The 21600-nt window shown below is 36.1% G+C and carries 20 protein-coding genes; 16 read left to right on the forward strand and 4 right to left on the reverse strand.

Features of this window, described 5'->3' with window-relative positions; translation table 11 throughout:
• Nucleotides 1-8: 8 nt before the first annotated feature.
• The gene (locus IPL35_06380) at nt 9-1208 is read right to left on the reverse strand and encodes an amidohydrolase family protein (protein ID MBK8443048.1); all 1200 of its coding nucleotides are present in this window, start codon (nt 1206-1208) and stop codon (nt 9-11) included.
• 349 nt (nt 1209-1557) lie between these two features.
• Here IPL35_06380 and IPL35_06385 point away from each other — a divergent pair, with 349 nt between their 5' ends.
• The 4 genes from IPL35_06385 to IPL35_06400 all read left to right on the forward strand — a co-directional run bounded on the left by IPL35_06385 (nt 1558) and on the right by IPL35_06400 (nt 7686).
• Entirely contained in the window at nt 1558-1914 is a 357-nt protein-coding gene (locus IPL35_06385) for a hypothetical protein (GenBank protein ID MBK8443049.1), read from the forward strand.
• Nucleotides 1915-1944: 30 nt separating this feature from the next.
• On the forward strand, nt 1945-3450 hold the full coding sequence (locus tag IPL35_06390; GenBank protein MBK8443050.1) for a T9SS type A sorting domain-containing protein: 1506 nt from the start codon (nt 1945-1947) through the stop codon (nt 3448-3450).
• Between the two features lie 263 nt (nt 3451-3713).
• Entirely contained in the window at nt 3714-5534 is a 1821-nt protein-coding gene (locus tag IPL35_06395; GenBank protein ID MBK8443051.1) for a T9SS type A sorting domain-containing protein, read from the forward strand.
• A gap of 457 nt (nt 5535-5991) precedes the next feature.
• On the forward strand, nt 5992-7686 hold the full coding sequence (locus tag IPL35_06400; GenBank protein ID MBK8443052.1) for a T9SS type A sorting domain-containing protein: 1695 nt from the start codon (nt 5992-5994) through the stop codon (nt 7684-7686).
• A gap of 85 nt (nt 7687-7771) precedes the next feature.
• Here the strand turns inward: IPL35_06400 and IPL35_06405 are convergent, their stop codons facing one another.
• The 3 genes from IPL35_06405 to gmd are packed head-to-tail and all read right to left on the reverse strand — an operon-like array spanning nt 7772 to nt 10550.
• Nucleotides 7772-8479 (reverse strand): DNA alkylation repair protein, encoded by a 708-nt coding sequence (locus IPL35_06405; GenBank protein MBK8443053.1) that lies wholly within the window; start codon nt 8477-8479, stop codon nt 7772-7774.
• A gap of 10 nt (nt 8480-8489) precedes the next feature.
• On the reverse strand, nt 8490-9419 hold the full coding sequence (locus IPL35_06410; GenBank protein ID MBK8443054.1) for a GDP-L-fucose synthase: 930 nt from the start codon (nt 9417-9419) through the stop codon (nt 8490-8492).
• A gap of 18 nt (nt 9420-9437) precedes the next feature.
• Entirely contained in the window at nt 9438-10550 is a 1113-nt protein-coding gene (gene gmd / locus IPL35_06415) for a GDP-mannose 4,6-dehydratase (protein MBK8443055.1), read from the reverse strand.
• Between the two features lie 240 nt (nt 10551-10790).
• Here gmd and IPL35_06420 point away from each other — a divergent pair, with 240 nt between their 5' ends.
• From IPL35_06420 to IPL35_06475, 12 genes are all read left to right on the forward strand, one after another.
• Nucleotides 10791-11660 (forward strand): ABC transporter permease, encoded by an 870-nt coding sequence (locus IPL35_06420; protein ID MBK8443056.1) that lies wholly within the window; start codon nt 10791-10793, stop codon nt 11658-11660.
• A 10-nt stretch (nt 11661-11670) separates the two neighbouring features.
• Nucleotides 11671-12954 carry an ATP-binding cassette domain-containing protein gene (locus IPL35_06425; protein MBK8443057.1) on the forward strand — a complete coding sequence of 428 codons (1284 nt, stop codon included), beginning with the start codon at nt 11671-11673 and terminating at the stop codon, nt 12952-12954.
• Between the two features lie 10 nt (nt 12955-12964).
• Entirely contained in the window at nt 12965-13744 is a 780-nt protein-coding gene (locus tag IPL35_06430; protein ID MBK8443058.1) for a methyltransferase domain-containing protein, read from the forward strand.
• A 171-nt stretch (nt 13745-13915) separates the two neighbouring features.
• Nucleotides 13916-14437 carry a sulfotransferase gene (locus tag IPL35_06435; protein MBK8443059.1) on the forward strand — a complete coding sequence of 174 codons (522 nt, stop codon included), beginning with the start codon at nt 13916-13918 and terminating at the stop codon, nt 14435-14437.
• A gap of 11 nt (nt 14438-14448) precedes the next feature.
• On the forward strand, nt 14449-14883 hold the full coding sequence (locus IPL35_06440) for a hypothetical protein (protein ID MBK8443060.1): 435 nt from the start codon (nt 14449-14451) through the stop codon (nt 14881-14883).
• Nucleotides 14884-14889: 6 nt separating this feature from the next.
• Nucleotides 14890-15954 (forward strand): DegT/DnrJ/EryC1/StrS family aminotransferase, encoded by a 1065-nt coding sequence (locus tag IPL35_06445; protein MBK8443061.1) that lies wholly within the window; start codon nt 14890-14892, stop codon nt 15952-15954.
• 62 nt (nt 15955-16016) lie between these two features.
• Nucleotides 16017-17261, forward strand: coding sequence for a decarboxylase (locus IPL35_06450; protein MBK8443062.1), 1245 nt, complete (start codon nt 16017-16019; stop codon nt 17259-17261).
• Nucleotides 17262-17281: 20 nt separating this feature from the next.
• Nucleotides 17282-18271: an ATP-grasp domain-containing protein gene (locus IPL35_06455; protein MBK8443063.1), complete on the forward strand. Its 990-nt coding sequence runs from the start codon at nt 17282-17284 to the stop codon at nt 18269-18271.
• A 45-nt stretch (nt 18272-18316) separates the two neighbouring features.
• On the forward strand, nt 18317-19291 hold the full coding sequence (locus tag IPL35_06460; protein ID MBK8443064.1) for a sulfotransferase: 975 nt from the start codon (nt 18317-18319) through the stop codon (nt 19289-19291).
• Nucleotides 19292-19420: 129 nt separating this feature from the next.
• Nucleotides 19421-20083 carry a hypothetical protein gene (locus IPL35_06465; protein ID MBK8443065.1) on the forward strand — a complete coding sequence of 221 codons (663 nt, stop codon included), beginning with the start codon at nt 19421-19423 and terminating at the stop codon, nt 20081-20083.
• 115 nt (nt 20084-20198) lie between these two features.
• Complete coding sequence (locus IPL35_06470; GenBank protein ID MBK8443066.1) at nt 20199-21116, forward strand: glycosyltransferase; 918 nt, start codon at nt 20199-20201, stop codon at nt 21114-21116.
• Nucleotides 21116-21352 carry a sulfotransferase domain-containing protein gene (locus IPL35_06475; protein MBK8443067.1) on the forward strand — a complete coding sequence of 79 codons (237 nt, stop codon included), beginning with the start codon at nt 21116-21118 and terminating at the stop codon, nt 21350-21352. The genes IPL35_06470 and IPL35_06475 overlap by 1 nt, the downstream gene beginning before the upstream one ends.
• Nucleotides 21353-21600: the final 248 nt, after the last annotated feature.

Genomic DNA, 21600 nt, shown 5'->3' on the forward strand with positions numbered 1-21600 from the left:
AAACCATGCTAACTATTACGAAAAAAGCGCAAACGATGTCCATTCATACACTCATCAAATACTCCGTCCCAAAATACTAAATGCCCATTTACAAAAGTATGTGTAATAGACGCAGGTAAAATTTCGCCCAACAAAGGACTGTATTTGCTTTTACTGTACATATTTTGTGGTTTTATTTCAAAGGGTTTTTGTAAATCAACCAATACTAAATCGGCATAAAAGCCTTCACGCACAAAGCCACGTTGCTGAATACCAAAATGTTGAGCCGGTGCATGACATAGCTTTTGGACAAGTTGTGTCAGTGAAATATTGCTTAGTTGTACCTGTCGGAGCATCAAAGGCAATAAATGTTGTACAAAACCGACACTATAGCATTTGCCATTTTGTGGCAAGGCAATATAGGTATCGGTGCTGTAAGGTGCATGTTCGGAAGCCACCATATCAATACCGTCCGGCTCAACAAATAGTGCGTTCCAAAGTTGGCTTTGTTGATGAAGGTCGGGCAAGGAAGGCGTTAATTGCTCGGCTTGCGGGTATTCTTTATTTAAACATAGCGAAGCTACCGAAGCAGCCGTACTCAAAAATTGATGTTTTTCTTGCGGCAAATCGCCCCTTTTTACATTAACTAAATGCAGCCGCCTGCTATATTTCTGTATCAGGTCGTTGATATCCGATATATTGACCAATCGGCTGTCGGCAACAATGATAGCATCTCCAGACTGCCCAAATAAATATTCATAAGCGGGGCGGGTAAGCTGTTCTATCAATACAATACCGGCTATATCCGTTAAGTCATTGTTCAGTAACTGTATAATATTTTCATTATTTGCGCCGACATAGCAAGAAAAATTTGCTAAGGAAGTCACTTGCGCTGTTGCCATTTTTTGTTCTGCCAAGTCTGTTGAAGTAGTGGGCGGTAGGGTGTCGGGCATATCAATGACAGAAGTGACACCGCCCGCTATTGCTGCTTTGGATTCGGTATAAAAAGAGCCGTGCTGCACCAATCCGGGCTGGCGAAAATGTACTTGTGTATCAATCACTCCGGGCAATAAATGTAACCCTTCGGCATCAATAATCAAGGCTATATCGCCAACTGTTGCAATATTGGGTGCTATACGCCCGATATAACCACCTTCGATTAATAAATCTGTTGTACACATAGTACCTTCATTGACAAGTGTGGCGTTTTTTATCAGTGTTTTTTTCATTATTTTTTTATTTAAAATCACAAAATAGCATTATTATTTTATTTTTAAAGATATACAGTAATTCTGTTTTTTAAATTTATTATTTATAAAAAATTAATAATAAATTAATTACATATATAAAGTAATGTTAAATTATAAAACAAAAATATTTTATATGATAATTTATTAATCTTTACACCTGTTATACGGCTATCCTACATAGGATTTTTGTTAAAAAGAATTTTATATTATTATGTAAATAAAGTATTAAATTTACATCTGTTCATAAATAACAAGCCCTATTTAACTCATTTATTTTATTTATTCACAATCAATTATTTTATATGAGATGATGAAAAAAAATCTATTTTTGATATACCTGCTATTGGTTACAGCATTTAAGGTACAAGCACAGTGCCCTATTAATGGTAGCTTATGGGGTGAGGCAGATGCTCCAACTTCCAGTACGCCTGTAGTGATTAGTTCTCTTTTTGGATTTGATTGCAATTATGGTGGCGATGATAATGAAGTATCTAATGTAGTTGCAGGGCAAACCTACACCATTACTGCAAGTGCTTCGCCTCCTACTACTTATGTTACAGTGTATAATCCTTCCGGTGTATTAGTACCCGGTGCTTTCGGACCGGTAAGCACCACGCAGTCCGTTACTTTTACCGCCCCTGTAAGTGGCACTTACACAGTAGCCGTAAATACCGATTCTTCTTGAGGCACTGAGTCAGAATGTAGAAGTGTATATATGGCATTAGGCGCAGGTTGTACTTTACCAACCGCTACTGCTACGTTTAATTGCACTACCAACAAAATTGATGTAAGCGTTACCAATGTAGGCTCCGGTGGTTATACGCTCACCGTAGAAGGCACGGCTTTGTCTGCAACTATTACTACAACAGGTACTTACAGTTTAGGTCCTTTGGCTACCACCCAAACTTATACTGTTATTGCTGCCGATGGTTCGGGTTGCGAAGGTTTCATTAACTTTATTTACCCTGATTGTTATACTCCGGCGGGTGGTTGTTCTGATATTATCAATGACGGAGGATTTGAGCAAGCTGCCAATACAACTTGGACAGATGTAACAACTTGCGGTACTGCCGAAATAGTAGATCCTCTATTGCCATTAGCAGGAGCGCAGAGTGCGTGGCTCGGCGGTTGGGGTCAGGCTTGTACTACCAGCATTGAACAAAGTGTAACTATACCAAGCGGCAATACCGTAACACTTTATTTTTGGTTATTATTAGGTGTTTGCGATAGTGCCAACGATGTATTTACAGTAAGTGTAGATGGCACTACTGTTTATACCAAAACAGCTTCGGGTACCGATTGCGGCGGCGAATGGAAACGTTATAGCGTTAATTTGAGTTCTTATGCCAACGGTGCTGCCCACACCATTAAGTTTCAGGCAGTAGAAGTAGCCACCAACGGCACACACTCCAACTTCTTCTTAGATGAAGTAACCTTGGAAAGTTGTGGCACACCGCCAACTTATGATTGTCCGGCTTTGAACCTCAATATCGGCGACCCTTGCGATGACGGCAATGCCAATACTACCGGAGATGTAGTAAATGCAAATTGTGTATGTCAGGGTACGTTTGGTGGCAACTGTCCCAGCGATTACACCCTCATCAACACCGAAACAGGAACTGCTGACTATGAAACTGATGGTAATATTATCAGTATTTCTATAATTGAATCCGGTGCAACCGTAGATTACGATGCAGGTACTTATGTGGATATGCTTTCAGGTTTTTGGGCAAAAGCAGGTTGTAATTTACAGGCTTTCATTGATGGTTGCAATGGTAGTGGCGGTATTTTAATGCCTAAACCTGAACCCGATGTAGCAGCTAAATCTTTAGGAACTCAAAGCAGCGATGCCGCTATGGGTGGTACGCCGAACTTCCACAAATCAAGTAAAATGACGGCTGTAAAGGGCATCAAAGCCAAAAAAATGGCAGCTAAAAACACTGCTGCCAATGCCCTTAATAACAAGGCTACCTTAGTTGCCAGCCCTAATCCGAGTCACGAATCAAGCAATATTATATTCAGTATTCCTACTGATGATGAAGTGAGTATTGAAATGTATGATATTCAAGGTCGTTTGGTAAAAACTGTATTTAAAGGCTGGTTAAGTGGCAATGTAGAAAATAATATAGTATTGCCTACCCAACAATTACAGGCAGGTGTATATATTCTGCGTTTGCATAGCAATCAGTCCCAAAAAACTTTGCGTTTAATCGTTGAATAATACTTGATTTTTTTCTATTACTTTATAAAAAGGTTGTACAGTTTTTTATTGTACAACCTTTTTTTATTTGTTTTATAAATAATTGATTTTAAATATTTTATAAAAATCATTTTTTATTTTTTCATCTTCAAAAAAGATCATCTCCATATAAAAGAATATTTTTTTTGTTTTTTTATATAAAAAATTATAACTTGTGAAAATCTTATTTCATTTTGTATAAATAACAAGCAATTATTTTATGCAATAAAACTAAAAAAGTATTTATGAAAAGAAAGATTTTTACTTTAATAAGTATGCTGATGACCTCAGCAATACTCCAAGCGCAGTGCCCTCTGACGAGCAATAATTATGGTTCGGGTGCAGCACCTCCTACACCGGGTTGGTGGGAAGATATTAGTTATGACGGAGGTATTTTTGCATTAGATTGTAACTATGCCGGAGAGTATGCCACCATGACAGGGGCAGCGGCAAGTTCCAATTATGCTATCGCTTCCGATGCAGGTAGTACCCCTACTACTTATGTAACTGTTTATAACCCCAGCAATGTATTAGTATCTGGTGCTTTCGGCAATGTGCATAACAGCGGCATTGTAAATTTTACCAGTAATAGTGCAGGTAATTATAAAGTACAAGTTACTACTAGTTCTTCTTGCGGTACAGATGCTACTTGTCGTCATATTTTTGCCATCGGTTCGGCAACTGATTGTACAGCGCAACCTGCACTCAAAGATGGTACTTTTGCGCGCCCTGCCAATAGTATTTGGGCTGAAACGGTCATTACAAGTGGTACTACCTACTCCATTGTTGATACTCAATTACCACTTACCGGCGAGCAAAGTGCTTGGTTGGGCGGTTATGGACAAGTGAGCGATTCCTATTTACAACAAAGTGTGGTTATTCCTTCGGGCGGCTCGGCAACGCTTACTTTTTGGTTGTTGTCGGGTATTTGCGACAGTGCCAGCGATATTTTCAGCGTAGAAGTAGATGGTACTACTGTGTTTTCTCAAAATGGTGGTAGTGCAGAGTGTGGCGATGATTTATGGCATATTAAATCAGTAGATTTAACGCCTTATGCGAATGGTGCAGCGCATGTTATCCGTTTTAGAGCAAAAGAATTTGCAGTAAATGGCGGTAATTCCAACTTTTTTTTAGATGACATTACGCTCTTTAAGTGTGCAGCAGTTACCTACGATTGTCCTGCTTTGAGCCTCAATATCGGAGATGCCTGCAATGACGGCAATGCCAATACTACCAATGATGTAGTCAATGCCAACTGTGTATGTGCCGGTACTCCAATCGTGTGGGATTGCCCTGCTTTGAGCCTCAATATCGGCGATGCTTGCGATGATGGCAATGCCAATACTACCAATGATGTAGTCAATGCCAACTGCGTATGCCAAGGTACTTTTTCAGGAAACTGCCCCAGCGATTATACGCTTATTAATAACGAAACCGGCAACGCCGATTATGAAACAAATGGAAATATCATTACTATTTCTACTATTCAGTCCGGTGCAGTTGTTGATTATGACTCAGGTACATATATAGATATGTTGTCAGGATTTTGGGCATACGAAGGTAGTACTGTACAGGCTTTTATTGATGGTTGTAACGGAACAGGCGGTGTTTTGATGCCCAAACCTGAAAATAACGAACAACCGGCAGCTGCCAAATCTTTGAATCTGCCCGCTAATACAATCGTGAGCGTGGATAATTTGCAGGGAACTCGTCCTGCCAAGTTTGCGCATACTGCACGCAAAGGTGCAACGGCAATGGCTTCTGTAAATAATACTGTTGCTAAAAATGACGTGCGCAAAATGGCTCAATTGGCACAGTTGACCGCCAGCCCGAATCCTGCTCAGGATTTTACCAATATCTCTTTCAGTGTTCCTGTTAGCGATATGGTTACAATAGAATTATATGATATTCAAGGTCGTTTGGTAAAAAGCATTTTCAATGCACAAATCAATGCAGACACGCAAGTAAATATTCCATTGAATACCAATGATTTACAAGCAGGTATTTATATGGTGCGTTTAAAAAATTCTTCTTTCCAAAAAAATATCCGTTTGGTTGTAGAATAACTTTTAACAATTTACATTGCCAAAAAAGATTGTACAATCGTTAATTGTACAATCTTTTTTTATTTTATAATAGACTTCTTTCAAAAATACTTTTAAGTAGTCAAATTTTGTATGGGACTATCAAAATTTAATATAACTCTATCTATATTTTATCAAAATTGTGCTGTCTATATTATTAATCTTCTTGATAAAAATTAACTTTTGAAAGAAGTCTAAATTACTTAATACAAGTTTTTATAAAAGGATATTTCATTGTAAAAAATGATGTTGATATATTTGTAAAATTGTGGATAAAAAGGTTATAACCGCAAATAAAATTATCAAAAAAAAATTTAGCTTTGTAAACTTATTTTTTTACAAAAAGTGATGCGTTTGATTTTATATACAATTATTTTAATTTGCTTTCACTACATATAACTACTAATTATTTTTATACAATAAAAACCATAATAAACTTATGAAAAGAAAAATCTTTATGCTATCTGCTGTATTATTAACCTCAATATGGAGTAAAGCACAGTGTCCATTAACTGTTAATGAATTCGGCTCGGCTGTGGCACCGAACTTAGGTTGGTGGGTAAATATAAGTGATAATGGGGATCAATTTGGTTGTAATTATGCAGGAGAATTTACTACTATGGTAGGAGCAACGGAAAATTATAATTACGCTCTTGCTTCCGATGTAGGAATAACTCCTCCTACATATGTAACGGTTTATGACCCTGATGATATATTAGTACCCGGAGCTTTTGGCAACGTACATAATAATGGTATTGTCAATTTTACTACTAGCAGTGCCGGCAATTATAAAGTACAGATTAATACTGGTACTTCCTGTGGCACTGATAGTAATTGCCGTCATATTTTTGCCATTGGTTCTGCACCTTATTGTACGGTATTATCTCAGCCCAGAGATGGTACTTTTTCTCGCCCTTCTAATAGCTTTTGGGTAGAGACAGTCATTACAAATGGTACTATCTATCCTATAGTTAGCTCTGATATACCACTTACTGGTTCACAAAGTGCTTGGTTGGGCGGCTATGGACAAGTGAGCGACACTTACTTGCAACAAAGTGCAGTTATCCCTTCAGGTAGTTCAGCAACACTTTATTTTTGGTTGTTGTCAGGAGTTTGTGATAGTGCCAGCGATATTTTCAGTGTAGAAATAGATGGCAATACTGTATTTTCTCAAAATGGTGGCAGTGCAGAGTGTGGCGATAATTCATGGCATCTCAAATCAGTAGATTTAACGCCTTATGCAAATGGTGCAACACATATTATTCGTTTCAGAGCAAAAGAGTTTGCAGTAAACGGAGGTCATTCCAACTTTTTTGTAGATGACGTTACACTACTTAAATGTACACCTCCTGACTGTCCTGCTTTGAGCCTCAATATCGGCGATGCTTGCGATGATGGCAATGCCAATACTACCAATGATGTAGTCAATGCCAACTGTATATGTCAGGGTACTTTTTCAGGAAGTTGTCCTAACGAATATATACTTAGTAATACAGAAACAACTAACGCTGATTATGAAACAAATGGTAATATTATCACTGTTTCCACTGTAAGCAATGGTGCTGTTGTTGATTATGATGCAGGTAGTTATATTGTTATGTTATCAGGATTTTGGGCATACGAAGGCAGTACTGTACAGGCTTTCATTGATGGTTGCAACGGAACAGGCGGTGTTTTGATGCCCAAACCTGAAAATAACGAACTACCGGCAGTAGCCAAATCTTTGAATCTGCCCGCTAATACAATCGTGAGTGGTATGGATCATTTGCAAGGAACTCGTCCTGCCAAGTTCGCGCATACTGCACGCAAAGGTGCAACGGCAATGGCTTCTGTAAATAATACTGTTGCTAAAAATGACGTGCGCAAAATGGCTCAATTGGCACAGTTGACCGCCAGCCCGAATCCTGCTCAGGATTTTACCAATATCTCTTTCAGTGTTCCTGTTAGCGATATGGTTACAATAGAATTATATGATATTCAAGGTCGTTTGGTAAAAAGCATTTTCAATGCACAAATCAATGCAGACACGCAAGTAAATATTCCATTGAATACCAATGATTTACAAGCAGGTATTTATATGGTGCGTTTAAAAAATTCTTCTTTCCAAAAAAATATCCGTTTGGTTGTGAATTAATGTTGTAGTTTGATTTCAAAATAAAAAAGCCGCTTTTGATAAAGCGGCTTTTTTTTCTATAATCATCTGTATAAGATTTTTTGCATTAGCAACGAGCTATTTTTCGCTTTTTTCCACTGCGTCCCATTTGTTCCATTTTGGCGATATATTCGCCGGCTATCGGTACTTGGCACGCTGTTTTTCCCATTGTTACGTTTACTTTTCCTATGGCAGTTGCCACCGCCTTCGCCTCTTGGTTCAAAGGCAATACAAAAGTCCCCACCGCTATCACAAAATGATTCATAGCGTAGCGAACACGATTGGGTGCTTGGTGAATGGAGATTTGTACTCTTTGAAGCAGTTGTTTCAGCATTGCCATATCAATTTGCTCATCAGGGCGAATCGATGTCCACGCTGCGAGTGTCGCCCAACCCGCCGATGTCGTCATTTCGGTGTCGCTTTCTATCCATTCCAAACCCAACTGCCAGCCGTGCGGGCTTTCGGAAGCAACGACTGCCACTGCAAAGTCGCTCAACATATAGCAATACGCTGCCTGCACCCACTGTTGGAGGTCGGCTTTGCTCATTTGAGTTTCGTCCGCAATTAAACCTGCCAAATACATAGCATCATAATTACCGGTGGCGTAGAGCGCAAGTGCGAGCGGGTAATTTTTTTTAAAACGTTTTACAATGGGCTTCAAATCGCCCACTTTTACACCAAAAAGCGGTTCTTTACTGCCGTGATTCAGGTAGATTTTTTTGGTTTGTTCACTGCCCAATTCTTCTAACTCCTTCAAAATTTCATTTACCTCCAACATAATATTTTTAAAATCTGTCTTTTATTTCATAATACGTTTTGCGGATACCGTCTTCCAAATCAATGCTGTGTTTCCAGCCCATTTGGTGTAGTTTGTTCACGTCCATTAATTTGCGTGGTGTGCCGTCGGGTTTGGTGCTGTCAAAATGAATATTGCCTTCGTAGCCTACAATTTTTTTTATGAGCAAAGCCAAATCTTTGATGGAAATATCCTCTCCTACTCCAATATTTACCAATCCGGCTTCATTGTAGTGCAGCATCAAATAATAACAAGCCTCTGCCAAATCATCTACATGCAAAAACTCGCGCAAAGGTGTTCCGGTGCCCCAGATTGCTACACTTTGCTGTCGGTTTTGTTTGGCTTCGTGAAATTTTCGCAGCAGTGCGGGCAATACATGCGAATTGGCTAAATCGTAGTTGTCGTTGGTGCCGTATAAGTTGGTAGGCATCACCGAAATAAAATTACAGCCGTATTGATGGCGGTAGGCATCGCACAATTTAATACCTGCAATTTTGGCAATAGCGTAGGGTTCGTTGGTTGTTTCCAACAAGCCGGTGAGCAAATATTCTTCTTGTAAAGGTTGCGGTGCTAATTTGGGATAAATACAGGAAGACCCCAAAAAGAGGAGTTTTTTTACGTTATTTTTATAAGATTGAGGAATAACATTGGCTTCTATCATCAAGTTATCATATAAAAATTCGGCGCGATAGGTGTTGTTGGCGTAAATACCACCAACTTTTGCTGCCGATAAAAACACATATTCGGGCTGTTCGGTATCAAAAAAATCTTGTACTGCCGCCTGATTGCGCAAATCTAACTCTGCCGAAGTGCTCAGTGCAAAATTGGAATATCCTTCACTTTGCAACTTGCGCAAAATCGCCGAGCCGACCATACCGCGATGTCCGGCTATAAATATTTTTGCATTTTTGTTTATCATCTTAAACAATGAAATTTTTTAATCAAACTGATGCACTTGCACCTCGTGTCCGCCGTCTATCAAATATTTTTCGCGTTGGAAAAGTTTAACATCAGCTTCCATCATTTCTTTTACTAAATCGTTGAGGGTGCATTTGGGGTTCCAGCCGAGTTGCTGCATAGCTTTGGTGGGGTCGCCGATGAGCAGTTCTACTTCGGTAGGTCGGAAATAGCGTTTATCTACCGCCACTACCACTCTGCCCTTTCTAATGCTGAATTCGGGATTATGGCAAGCCACTACAACACCGCGCTCTTTTTCGCCGCTACCCGAAAATTCTACTTCGATGCCTACCTCGGCAAAAGCCAAACGCACAAAATCGCGCACGGCGGTAGTGACACCGGTGGCAATTACATAATCTTCGGGTTGGCGTTGTTGAAGCATCAGCCACATAGCTTCTACATAATCGCGGGCGTGTCCCCAATCGCGTTGGGCATCTAAATTTCCCAAATACAATTTATCCTGCATACCCAAAGCAATTTTGGCAACGGCGCGTGTAATTTTGCGTGTCACGAAGGTTTCGCCGCGCAAAGGACTTTCGTGGTTGAACAAGATGCCGTTGGCTGCATAAAATCCCTGTTCGCGGTAGTTTTTGGTGATATAAAAACCATACATTTTAGCTACTGCATAAGGTGAACGCGGATTAAAAGGAGTTTTTTCGGTCTGAGGTACTTCCAATACTTCGCCGTAGAGTTCGGAAGTAGAGGCTTGATAAATGCGGGTTTTGTGTTTCATTCCCAATACGCGAATAGCTTCGAGCAAACGCAAAGTGCCGAGTGCGTCCACATTGGCGGTATATTCGGGTGTATCAAAACTCACCTGAACGTGACTTTGTGCGCCGAGGTTATAAATTTCGTCGGGCTGCACTTGTTGTATAATGCGAATGAGATTGGTGGCATCGGTAAGGTCGCCGTAATGCAATTGAAAGTGATAATTGCTTTCGTGCGGGTCTTGGTAGAGGTGGTCTATGCGGGCAGTATTGAATAAAGAACTGCGGCGTTTGATACCATGTACTTCATAGCCTTTGTTCAACAGAAGTTCTGACAGATAGGCTCCGTCCTGTCCGGTGATACCCGTAATTAAAGCTGTTTTCATGCTTATTTGTAAAAATGAAGTTTTTAAGTAAAAACCTGTAAAAGTTTAAAAATATAGTTTGCAAAAGCAAAGTTACAATTTTCCTTTGCTTTACGAATAAAAAAACAGATATTTGCACCGCCTTTTGACGCATCGCCGCCTTGTTCAGACACACATGTATATATTAAGTAATGTATAACTCGTACAGATTAAATTGTTTCATATTAAGGCGAAAAATCAGCGGCTACAATTTAAAATTTCATGCAGGATAGCACTCAATATAAAACGAAAGAAGATTGGGATATTGTCATAGAACCCCGCCCCCATTTGTTGTATGTAGATTGGAAAGAATTGTGGAGGTATCGGGATATGATATGGATTTTGGTTCGTAAAGAAATCAAAGCGGCACATATTCAAACGGCTTTGGGTTCTTTGTGGTATATGGGCAAAGCCATTATTCTGGCTCTTACTTTCGCGCTCGTGTTCGGGCGTATTGCCCGTGTAAATGTAGGAGATGTACCGCATTTTCTATTTTTTATGAGCGGTTTGTTGCTGTGGGAATATTTTCTGAATTGCCTCAATAAAACCGGTAACGTATTGCGCGAAAACAAATCTATTTTTGAAAAAGTGTATGTGCCGCGCTTTGCTTTTCCTTTGGCAAAAATGCTGGCAGGTTTAGTGCCTGTTTTTTTTGAATTACTCGTATTTGTAGTAGCTTATGTGATTTATTATTTTTGGAAACAGCCCTCTTTTGCACCCAACTATTGGTTGTTGGTATTGCCCTTTTTGGTACTGCTTACCGGAACTTTGGGCAGTTCCATTGGTTTGGCGGTATCAGCACTTACGGTGCGCTACCGCGACCTCGCCCTGCTTATCAACTACTCTACCCGCTTACTGATGTATGCCAGCCCGATTATTTATCCTTTGGCAATTGTAGATACAGATTTACGTAAGTGGTTGTCTTTAAACCCTTTAGCACCTATTATTGAAACCTTTCGTTATGCTTTTTTCAGTACACCGTACAGTGCCACCACCGGATTGCTCTATGCGGCTATTGTAGCGGGTGTGATATTATTGCTTTCCGTCTTTTTATTTAACCGAGTTGAGAAAAATTTTGTAGATACCGTATAGTAGTATTGAAATGAAAAACCCTTTAGCCGTTCGAGTTGAGAATGTATCCAAAAAATACAGTATTGAGCAATTAAACAGCGATACGCTCAAAGATAATCTTCATCAGCGTTGGGGCAGTTGGTGGAGCCGTGATGATGACCCCGCCACCCACCACGAAGATTTTTGGGCATTGCGCAATATTTCTTTTGAGTTGGAGCAGGGCGATATTTTGGGCATAGTGGGCAAAAATGGAGCCGGAAAATCTACGCTTTTAAAAATTATTTCCCGTATTACCGCTCCCACAGAAGGGGCAGTGCGGATTAGGGGTAAGGTTGCGAGTTTGTTAGAAGTGGGAACCGGTTTTCACCCCGAACTCACCGGACGGGAAAATATCTACCTCAACGGCACTATTTTGGGTATGCGCCGCAGCGACATCAAAGCGGTAGAAGAAGCCATTATTGATTTTTCTGAAATACGGCAGCATATCGACAGCCCCATCAAACATTATTCGTCGGGGATGCGGGCGCGTTTGGGCTTTGCAGTAGCCACCCACCTCAATCCCGATGTGGTAATTATTGACGAAGTGCTGTCGGTAGGCGATGCCGATTTTCAGCGCAAAAGTATGACCAAAATGCGCGACATCGCCAAAAGCGGTAAAACGGTATTTTTTGTGAGCCATAATTTGAATAGCGTACAAAGTTTGTGCAATAAAGGATTATATTTGCAGCGTGGCGAGATGATGTTTTTCGGAGACATAGAAGAAACCCTCAATCAATACCGCGATTTACCGCCGCCCACCGTAGGCGAAGGCAAAGAGGCACTGAGCAATGCAGCAATGTGGGATTTTGACAATGCTCCAGGCAACGAGTTGGTGAAGTTGAAGAGCGTAGTGGTGCACGCCGCCGACAAGCAGCCCGAAGAGCCGATAGCGATGAGCGATGACATTATTATAGAAATAGAATTTTGGAAATTGGTAGAAGAAGGGCGTTTTGATGTGGGGATACAGTTGATTGAAATAAATAAAGATATAATCGTGTTAGGAAGTAATACTAATATGTGCTTAAATTTAGATAATATAGAAACAAAAAAGTCCCTTATTAAGACAAAATGCAGAATTCCTAAATTTCTCCTAAATACCGGGTTCTATGCTATAAATATCATCATTTCAAATGTATATACGAGTACATTGATTGAAGAGTTTTATACAATAGTAAAGTTCTTCTACAATGAAGTAAAATTTTATAACCATTACAGACTACCTACAAGAGGAAGAGGCGTACTTCGTCCTTTGTTAGAATGGCAGTTAATAAACTAATCAAACAATTATGTTTAAAGGTTTTTTTTCAAAAAAAGATAAAACTTCTAATATAAAAATAGGTTCAAAAAAAGAACGTCAATGTTATATATGTAAAGAACATATAGATAGTTTTACAAAAACAAAAGGAGGCAGTGAATCTAGAAGTTCTTATTTGACACACCTAAATATGATAGGTAGCGACAGGGATAATTTTGGTTGTCCAATTTGTAAATGTCACGACAGAGAACGCCACTTATATATGTTTTTTGATAAACTAGCATTATGGAAGTATTTTGATAATAACAAAGTATTACATTTTGCGCCCGAAACGCATTTAAAAAAAGATATCAAGTTACGCCAACCCGAAATATATATTCAAGCTGATTTGATGCCCCAAAATAGTGAAATACAGAAGATAGACATTACGTCAATTCCTTATTCGAAAAATTACTTTGATATTATTATTTGCAACCATGTATTAGAACATGTACCCGATTATATGAAAGCATTAGCTGAAATCTATAGGGTACTCAACAAAAATGGCATTGCGATTCTCCAAACACCTTTATCCCGTCTTCTGAAATCAAATTTTAGTGATGAAAATATTAATACTGATGATTTAAGGTTATTTTTTTATGGACAGGAAGATCATTGTAGAATTTTTAGTGAGGAATCATTTTATAATGATATTATTAAAACAGGGTTCAAATTAGAGATTTCAAAGCACAGTGAGATGTTTACCGATGAGCTTGCTTATAAATATGGAGTTAATAAAAAAGAGGATTTGATTCTTGCTCGTAAAGTATAAATAATTTAATAATTATATTAGCATTTTATTATTCCCTTTTGATTGATAAAATCGCACAATTTATTAGTTATAAAATATTGATTTTTAATTATTTGTAATAAAAAATAATACATAAGTATCGCCATTTTTGTTGGCACTATATGAATTTTATTGAGATTTTTATAAAAATTAATGAAGCAGAAAACAGTATTTATATTAGGGTCTGAAAGATCCGGCTCTAATTTACTTAGAGTCCTACTAGACAATCACTCCCTGCTAAATGCACCCGTTCCTGTGCATTTTTTAGAATATTTTAGACCTATTTTTAACCATTATATTAAATTAAAAAACTATAATTATTTATTAGAAGATATGCTAGAACTTGCTAATCATGCTTTTAGCGATTGGCAATTGGAGCTAATATATCCATCAAAAGTACACAGTTTAATGCACGCATTTGATTATATCTCAAATGCTAAAGCAGCAAAAGAAGGAAAAAAACATTACGTTTGTAAAGACAATCACTTATTTCAACATATAGATTTAATTTCTTCATATTTCCCAGATCCCTATTTTTTATACCTATACAGAGATCCCAGAGATCAGGCTGTTTCTTGGCTAAAACAACCAATTTATCTCAAAACACCATATCAAATAGCCAATAAATGGAGAAGTGAACAAAAAAATGTATTGAATTATTTGAAAGTGGTGTAAAAATGCATTTTGTGAAATATGAAAATTTGGTATCAGACACAGAAAATACTATGCAGAACATTATCCATTATCTGGGTTTGGAATGGGAGGCAGCTTGTGGGCAAGTAATCAGTGAGAAGAATAAAAAAGATGCAGAAAGAAATCCGTATTGGAAAAACATTGACAAGCGTATTATCAAAGATAACTTTAGCAAGTTCAAAAGTTTTCTTTCGGATGAAGATATATCTATAATAGAAACTTTAACACAAGAACAAATGCTCTATTTAGGTTATGAAACTATTAGCAAGAATGTATGGACCAAAGGCAATAGTTTTCTTTTTAATATTAAAGAAAAAATAAGAGAACGCCAAACGGTGAAGCAGATCAACGAGAGTCAGAAAAAAGCGTTAAATATCTTGCAAGACAAAATCAAATTAATGCGTACCATCAGAAAAAAAAGACAATAACAGTACATGATTCCTGTAACAAAAACTTTTCTTCCTCCTGCTGAAGCTTATATGTCGTGTTTAAAACCGGCATGGGATAATTGTTGGATAACAAATAGAGGAGAATTAGTACAACAATTAGAAAAACTATTGAAGGATTATTTGGAGGTATCTAAAATATTAATTACAACCAATGGTACTCTTCCTATACAAATTGCTCTTAAGTCCTTAAATTTAAAAGGAGAAATTATTACTACACCTTTTTCTTATGTAGCTACTACAAGTAGTATTGTTTGGGAAGGACTGAAACCTATATTTGTTGATATTGACCCTGAATACCTTACTATTGATGAAAAACATATTGAAGCTGCCATCACCCCTAATACCAGTGCTATATTGGCAACCCATGTCTATGGCAACCCATGTAATGTAGATGCAATAGAGAAGTTAGCTCAAAAATACCAACTCAAGGTTATTTATGACGCTGCTCATTGTTTTGGCGTAAAATTTAAAAATAGTTCTATTTTCAATTATGGGCATGTTGCTACTTGCAGTTTTCATGCTACTAAACTATTTCATACCGGAGAAGGCGGAGCATTGTTCTGTAATGAAGATAGTTTGTATGAGACATTGTTTTATCAACATAACTTTGGGCATAATGGTCCCGAAAAATTTCATGGAGTGGGTATTAATGCTAAAATTAGCGAATTACAAGCCGCTATGGGTTTAGCTGTTTTTCCCTACATTAACCATATCATTGAATCTCGTAAACAGATTGTTGAAACGTACTATCAATTACTTAAAGAAAAAAATGTAACTTTATTAAAAATCAGAGAAGGGACCCTATGGAATTATGCTTATTTTCCAGTTATTTTTGAAACAGAAGAAAAATTATTGGAAGTAAAAGACAATATGAATAAAGTAAATATATTTCCCAGACGTTATTTTTATCCTTCACTTAATACGATTTCATATCTAAATAACTATCAAAAAATGGTTGTTTCTGAGAGCATAGCTTGTAGGGTATTGTGTTTGCCATTATATGTGGGACTCAGCAATAATGATATTGAAAAAATATGCAGCTTCATATAGTATTATTTTATTATAATACCTATTATTCTAAAACGGTATAGCATTTTTCCTTTTTATTAAAAATGTTAAATTATCAGCAAATAATTGATTTAGAAAAACAGTATAGATGCAATTCTTTTTATACTTGTAATCCTTCACAACTTCAACACAACTATGATACTTTCCTTAGCTCATTAAAAAAATATTACAATAATAGTGCTATCGGATATTCTTATAAAACTAACTATTTACCGCTATATTGTAAATATGTGAATACTTGGGGAGGGTATGCTGAAGTAGTATCCGAAATGGAATATCTGTTAGCATTAAAAATAGGAGTATCTCCATATAACATTATTTATAATAGACCCTACAAAACTTACGAATCTATTTTTTATGCACTATCTCACGATTCAATGTTAAATATAGACTCAGTTTATGAAGTAAAAATTATCGAAGAGTTTCTAAAGGAAAACCCAAATAAATTAGTAAAATTAGGCATTAGATGTAATTTTGAGTTAGACACTCATAAGATTTCACGTTTTGGATTTGATATTTTGCAAGAAGAGAATTTGTTAAATATTATACAATTATTAGAATCGTATCCTAATTGTAAAATAGTGGGATTACACTGTCATTTTCCCACAGTAGAAAGAACCGTAGATTCATATTTGTTCAGACTTGAAAAATTAGTACAAATTTCCAAGCAATTTCTTAAAAATTCAACCTTAGAATATATTGATATAGGTGGAGGTTTCTTTGGGAATATGGATGAAAAACTCAAAAATCTTTTTAGCTGCGCAATTCCAAGCATCAGAGATTATGGGGAAGCAATTGGAAAAAAGATGGCAGAAATTTTCTATAAGCACCCCGCTCCCCCCCAATTAATCATCGAACCTGGAGTTGCCTTAGTAGGAGACACCATGTGTTTTTATACCAAGATCATAGACATAAAAACAATACGTGGCAAATCTATCGCTTTGTGTAGTGGTACTTTCCACAATGTAAAGCCGAACGGAGATATTAAGAATTTATCAATTGAAATCATACAACAACCCGATAACGATAATAATAGAATAAATAATATAGATATGGATATAGCAGGCTATACGTGCTTAGAATATGATTATTTATATAAAAACTTTTCAGGTAGAATTTCTATTGGCGATTATATCGGCTATAAAAATATGGGGTCGTATAGTATAGTTTTCAAGCCGCCGTTTATTAACCTAAGCCCTCCGATTTTTGAAGAAAAGAACCAAAGTATCATTGGGGTAGCTAGAAAAAAAGAAAACATTGAAGATGTTTTTAATTCTTATGTTATTTAACATGTTAAAATAATTAAATTATGAATTTGTTGTTTTCCTGTATAGGTAGACGTGGTTATATGGTGGATTATTTCAAAGCCTACTTATCACACAATGACCGCATTGTAGGTACCAGTAATACACCTTGGACTACCGGTTTAAAGCGTTGTGATGCCAGCTATATTATGCCTGACATTGCCAATGAAGAATTATATATTCAAAAAGTATTAGAAGTATGTCGTATTGAAAATATAACTGCTATTTTATCATTTTATGATGATGATGTAGAAATTTTATCAAAACACTTAAATGAGTTTGAAAGAATAGGTGTATTTCCCATACTGCCTAAACATCACATCAGCACTTTGTGTTTTGACAAATATAAGTCCTTTAATTTCTTGACAGAACATAAATTTTATACTCCTTTCACCGTAAACTCTTTAGAAGCCGCATATAATGCCATAGCAGACGGATACTTACAATTTCCCTTAATTATAAAACCTCAATTCGGTTTTGGAAGTAAAAACGTATTTACGGTTTACAACATAGAGCAGATGCCATCTTTATTTCATTACGATTCTGACCCTATGATTATTCAAAATAAAATATCAGGTACAGAATACTGCTTAGATATCTTTAATAACAAAGAAGGGGAAGTGATTTCTGTGGTATGTAAACAAAAACTCGCCATGAGAGCAGGCGAAGTGGATCAGTCTGTAACAGTATATTCAGACCTTTTATTTGAAGAAGGTAAAAGACTGGGTAAAGCGGTAGGACATATTGGTCCATTAGATGTAGATATTTTTGTTCGAGACAATAAGGTATATATAATAGAGCTGAATCCGAGATTTGGCGGCGCATATCCTATTTCCCATGAAGCGGGTGCTAATTTTATACAATTAGTAATAGACATGGTAAATGGTAAAAAATTGAACCCTCATATTGGAAATTATGAGCAAGGTGTACAAATTATGAAGGAATACTCCATTGTTAAAGGATTACCGACTATTACGGGTTATTTTAACAAGTAACTTTCTTCAACTTTCTGACGTTATTTTAATAGCACAATTAATCCAATGGAAAACTACAAAAGGCTACCCCTACATCAAAAAAATCAAGAAGTGGAAGATACTTTAGCTTATTTGGCAAAATATATTATTGACCCTTCTATATCAGAAACATACAGCTCTAATTTCCCGAAAATATTTATTATGGGGTGTGCAAGAAGTGGAACTACATTACTTGCTCAATTTTTAGCCCAATATACAAAATTTTGTTACCCCTCTAATTTAATTTCCCGATTTTATTATGCGCCAAAAATTGGAGCTTTATTACAAAAATTATTTTTTGATTTAGATATAAGAAAAGAATTATTGGGAGACTATGATAGACTATTTGAATTTGAATCCGATTTAGGAAAAACTCAGCATATCCTCTCTCCTAATGAGTTTTGGTATTTTTGGAGGCGATTTTTTACATTTAATCAAGAGATACAACAACTAACAGTAGATGAATTAAAAAAAGTGGATTTCAAGGGCTTTGAACAAGGCTTAGAAAGCATTCAGCAAGTATATAAAGCACCTATTTTTTTAAAAGGGATGATGTTAAATTGGCATATACCTGAATTAATAAAAAACTTAGATAATGCATTTATCATATTTACTGAAAGAAATTTAGCTGAAAATGCACAATCTATATTGGAAGCCAGAAATCATTATTTCGGAAATTATAACGAATGGTTTTCTTTTAAGCCTGAGGAATATGATGATTTAAAAAAATTATCTCCCATAGAACAAGTAATAGGTCAAGTTTATTATACAAATAATGCTATTAAAGAAGGGTTAAAGCAAATAAGTAATAAAAATTATATACATATACAACATGAGGATTTTTGTGCTAATCCAAACAAATTTTTGAATAATTTATTTGATATACTCAATCTTAACATAGATGAATTTGGCACAGCATCAAAAATACCACACTTTACTAAGCATATAAAGCAAATTGATAATAAAATCAAAGAATCTGCATTACTTTATGATCGTTCTTGAAATAAAATACAAAAAAAGAAAAAAATATTTTGTAAATAACAAAAAAAGATATAGATTTGCATTGCTTGTTATTTATCACACTATTTTCAATTTTATTAATTAACAAACTAAAAAATTTTTTTATTTTTTATGAAAAAGTTATTCTTTGGACTTCCTTTAATGTTTGTTGCATTTGCTGCAAATGCTCAGTGGACGGATGCAGGTACTGCTATGACTACTACTGACAATATTTCAGTGGGTACAGCTACAAGTCTTGCTAATATTTACTCTTATGGATCTTCTGAGTTTGAATTAGCTCTTGATGCTGCAGCGGGTAATCCTGACTTTACCTTTATGGTAGGTGGCAATACTAAAGCTCAGGTTCGTTATTTATTAGCAAGCCAAGGCATTGGATTTGAAGTAGATGCTGCTCATACAGGTGCTACAGGTCTTCCTGGTAATCCGAAATTATATGTTAACGGTAGCGGCGTTTGCGTAAATGGTACAGCTCTTGCTACTGGTTATGTATTATCAGTTCGTGGCAAAGCTATTGCTGAAGAAGTACGCGTTCAATTACAAGCCAGCTGGCCTGATTATGTATTTGCTAATGATTACGACTTAATGCCTTTGAGCGAATTAGAAGCAAGTATCAAAACAAACAAACATTTGCCTGGTATCCCTACAGCATCAGAAGTAGATGCGAATGGTTTTGATTTGGGTGAAATGAATCGTCTTCAAATGGAAAAAATTGAAGAATTGACTCTTTACATCATTGGTTTACAAAAACAAATTGATGCTTTAAAAGCTAAATAATTTTAAAGTCTTAGAATTTGAAAGCTCGAAAATATATATTTTCGAGCTTTTTTTTTAAGAACACTTAATCTATGACAATTAGCATATGTATCACCGCCTATAATCACGAAAATTTATAGCGAAGGCTATTAATAGTGTTATATCACAAAAGATAGTACCTGATTTTGAAATATGTATAGGCGAAGATAATTCTATAGATAATACTCGAATAATTTGTCAAGAATACGCGAAAAACTATTCTGAAAAAATACGTTTATTTTTACACGAAAGAAAAAATGTGATTTATATTAATGGTAGCCCTACAGGAAGATATAACTTTATTCACAATATAAAAAATGCAAAAGGAAATTATATCGCTCTTCTAGATGGAGACGATTATTGGTTAGATCCATTTAAACTGACAAAGCAAATTAATTTTCTCGAAGAACATCCCGAATATGTAATTTGTTGCCATAGGGCTAAAGTAGTTACTGGAGAAACAGAACATCTATCTAGTGTCCTTCCTGATAAATTTAATCAAGATAGAGACTTTTCCCATAAAGATATCTTGACTCAAAACTTATTTCCAACAGGATCTATTGTATTCAGAAGAGAGTTGCTTCGTACTATTCCAAACTGGTTTTATTTTTCACCTTTTGGCGATTGGTCATTACAATTATATCTCAGTCAATTTGGCAAAATTCGCTATTTGAGTGATATAATGAGTGTATATCGCCGCCACGACGGAGGCATACATAGTGGGCTGATTAAAACTGTTGAAGGTACAGAGCGTTTACTCAATTTACATATATTATTTTACAATATTTTAAGTAAGAATTTAGAATTGGGTGATTTTAAATCTAATAAGAGTAATTATTATAGTCAAATTTACCAAACCGCAATTAAAAGTTTAATTAAATTAGGTGCCATTGATAAGGCGATGTATTTTAATGAAGAATTATTTAAAGAGATCGGATTTTACCAAAATCAAGTACAAAATAATTATTCCGATATTTTTTCTGCAGTTAATAGCCGAAAATTAGGTCATAAATAATGTGGAATATATTTTCTGAAATTTTCATAAAAAAACAACATCTGCTGTTGTCTGGAATGGGACGCAGTGGAACCACTTGGGTTGGGCAAGTTCTTAATGCTCAAAAACAATACGATGAAATATTTGAGCCTTTTTGCAAAGATAAAATACCAAGCATTAAATCGTATGATTTTTTCACATATATGACAGCAGAAACACAAAATGCTCCGTTATATGAATGTACAAAAAAATATTGACCGAAAATATAGAAGGGAGCAAATAGACTGGTAAAGGACAACCGCTATCACGAAAAAAATTAATCAAAAAAATTATTATTAATTTATCATTGGAATGAATCCACAAAAATTTTTCTGATACTAAAATTATTGTTATTTACCGAAATCCTTTGTGCGGTCGCCAACTCATGGATAAAAGCCAAATGGGCGCAACAACATAAGATGCAAGCTATAGATGTCTTATTAAAAAAAGAAAAATTATATCACGA

Source organism: Sphingobacteriales bacterium (assembly GCA_016711285.1).
Classification (GTDB): domain Bacteria; phylum Bacteroidota; class Bacteroidia; order Chitinophagales; family UBA2359; genus JADJTG01.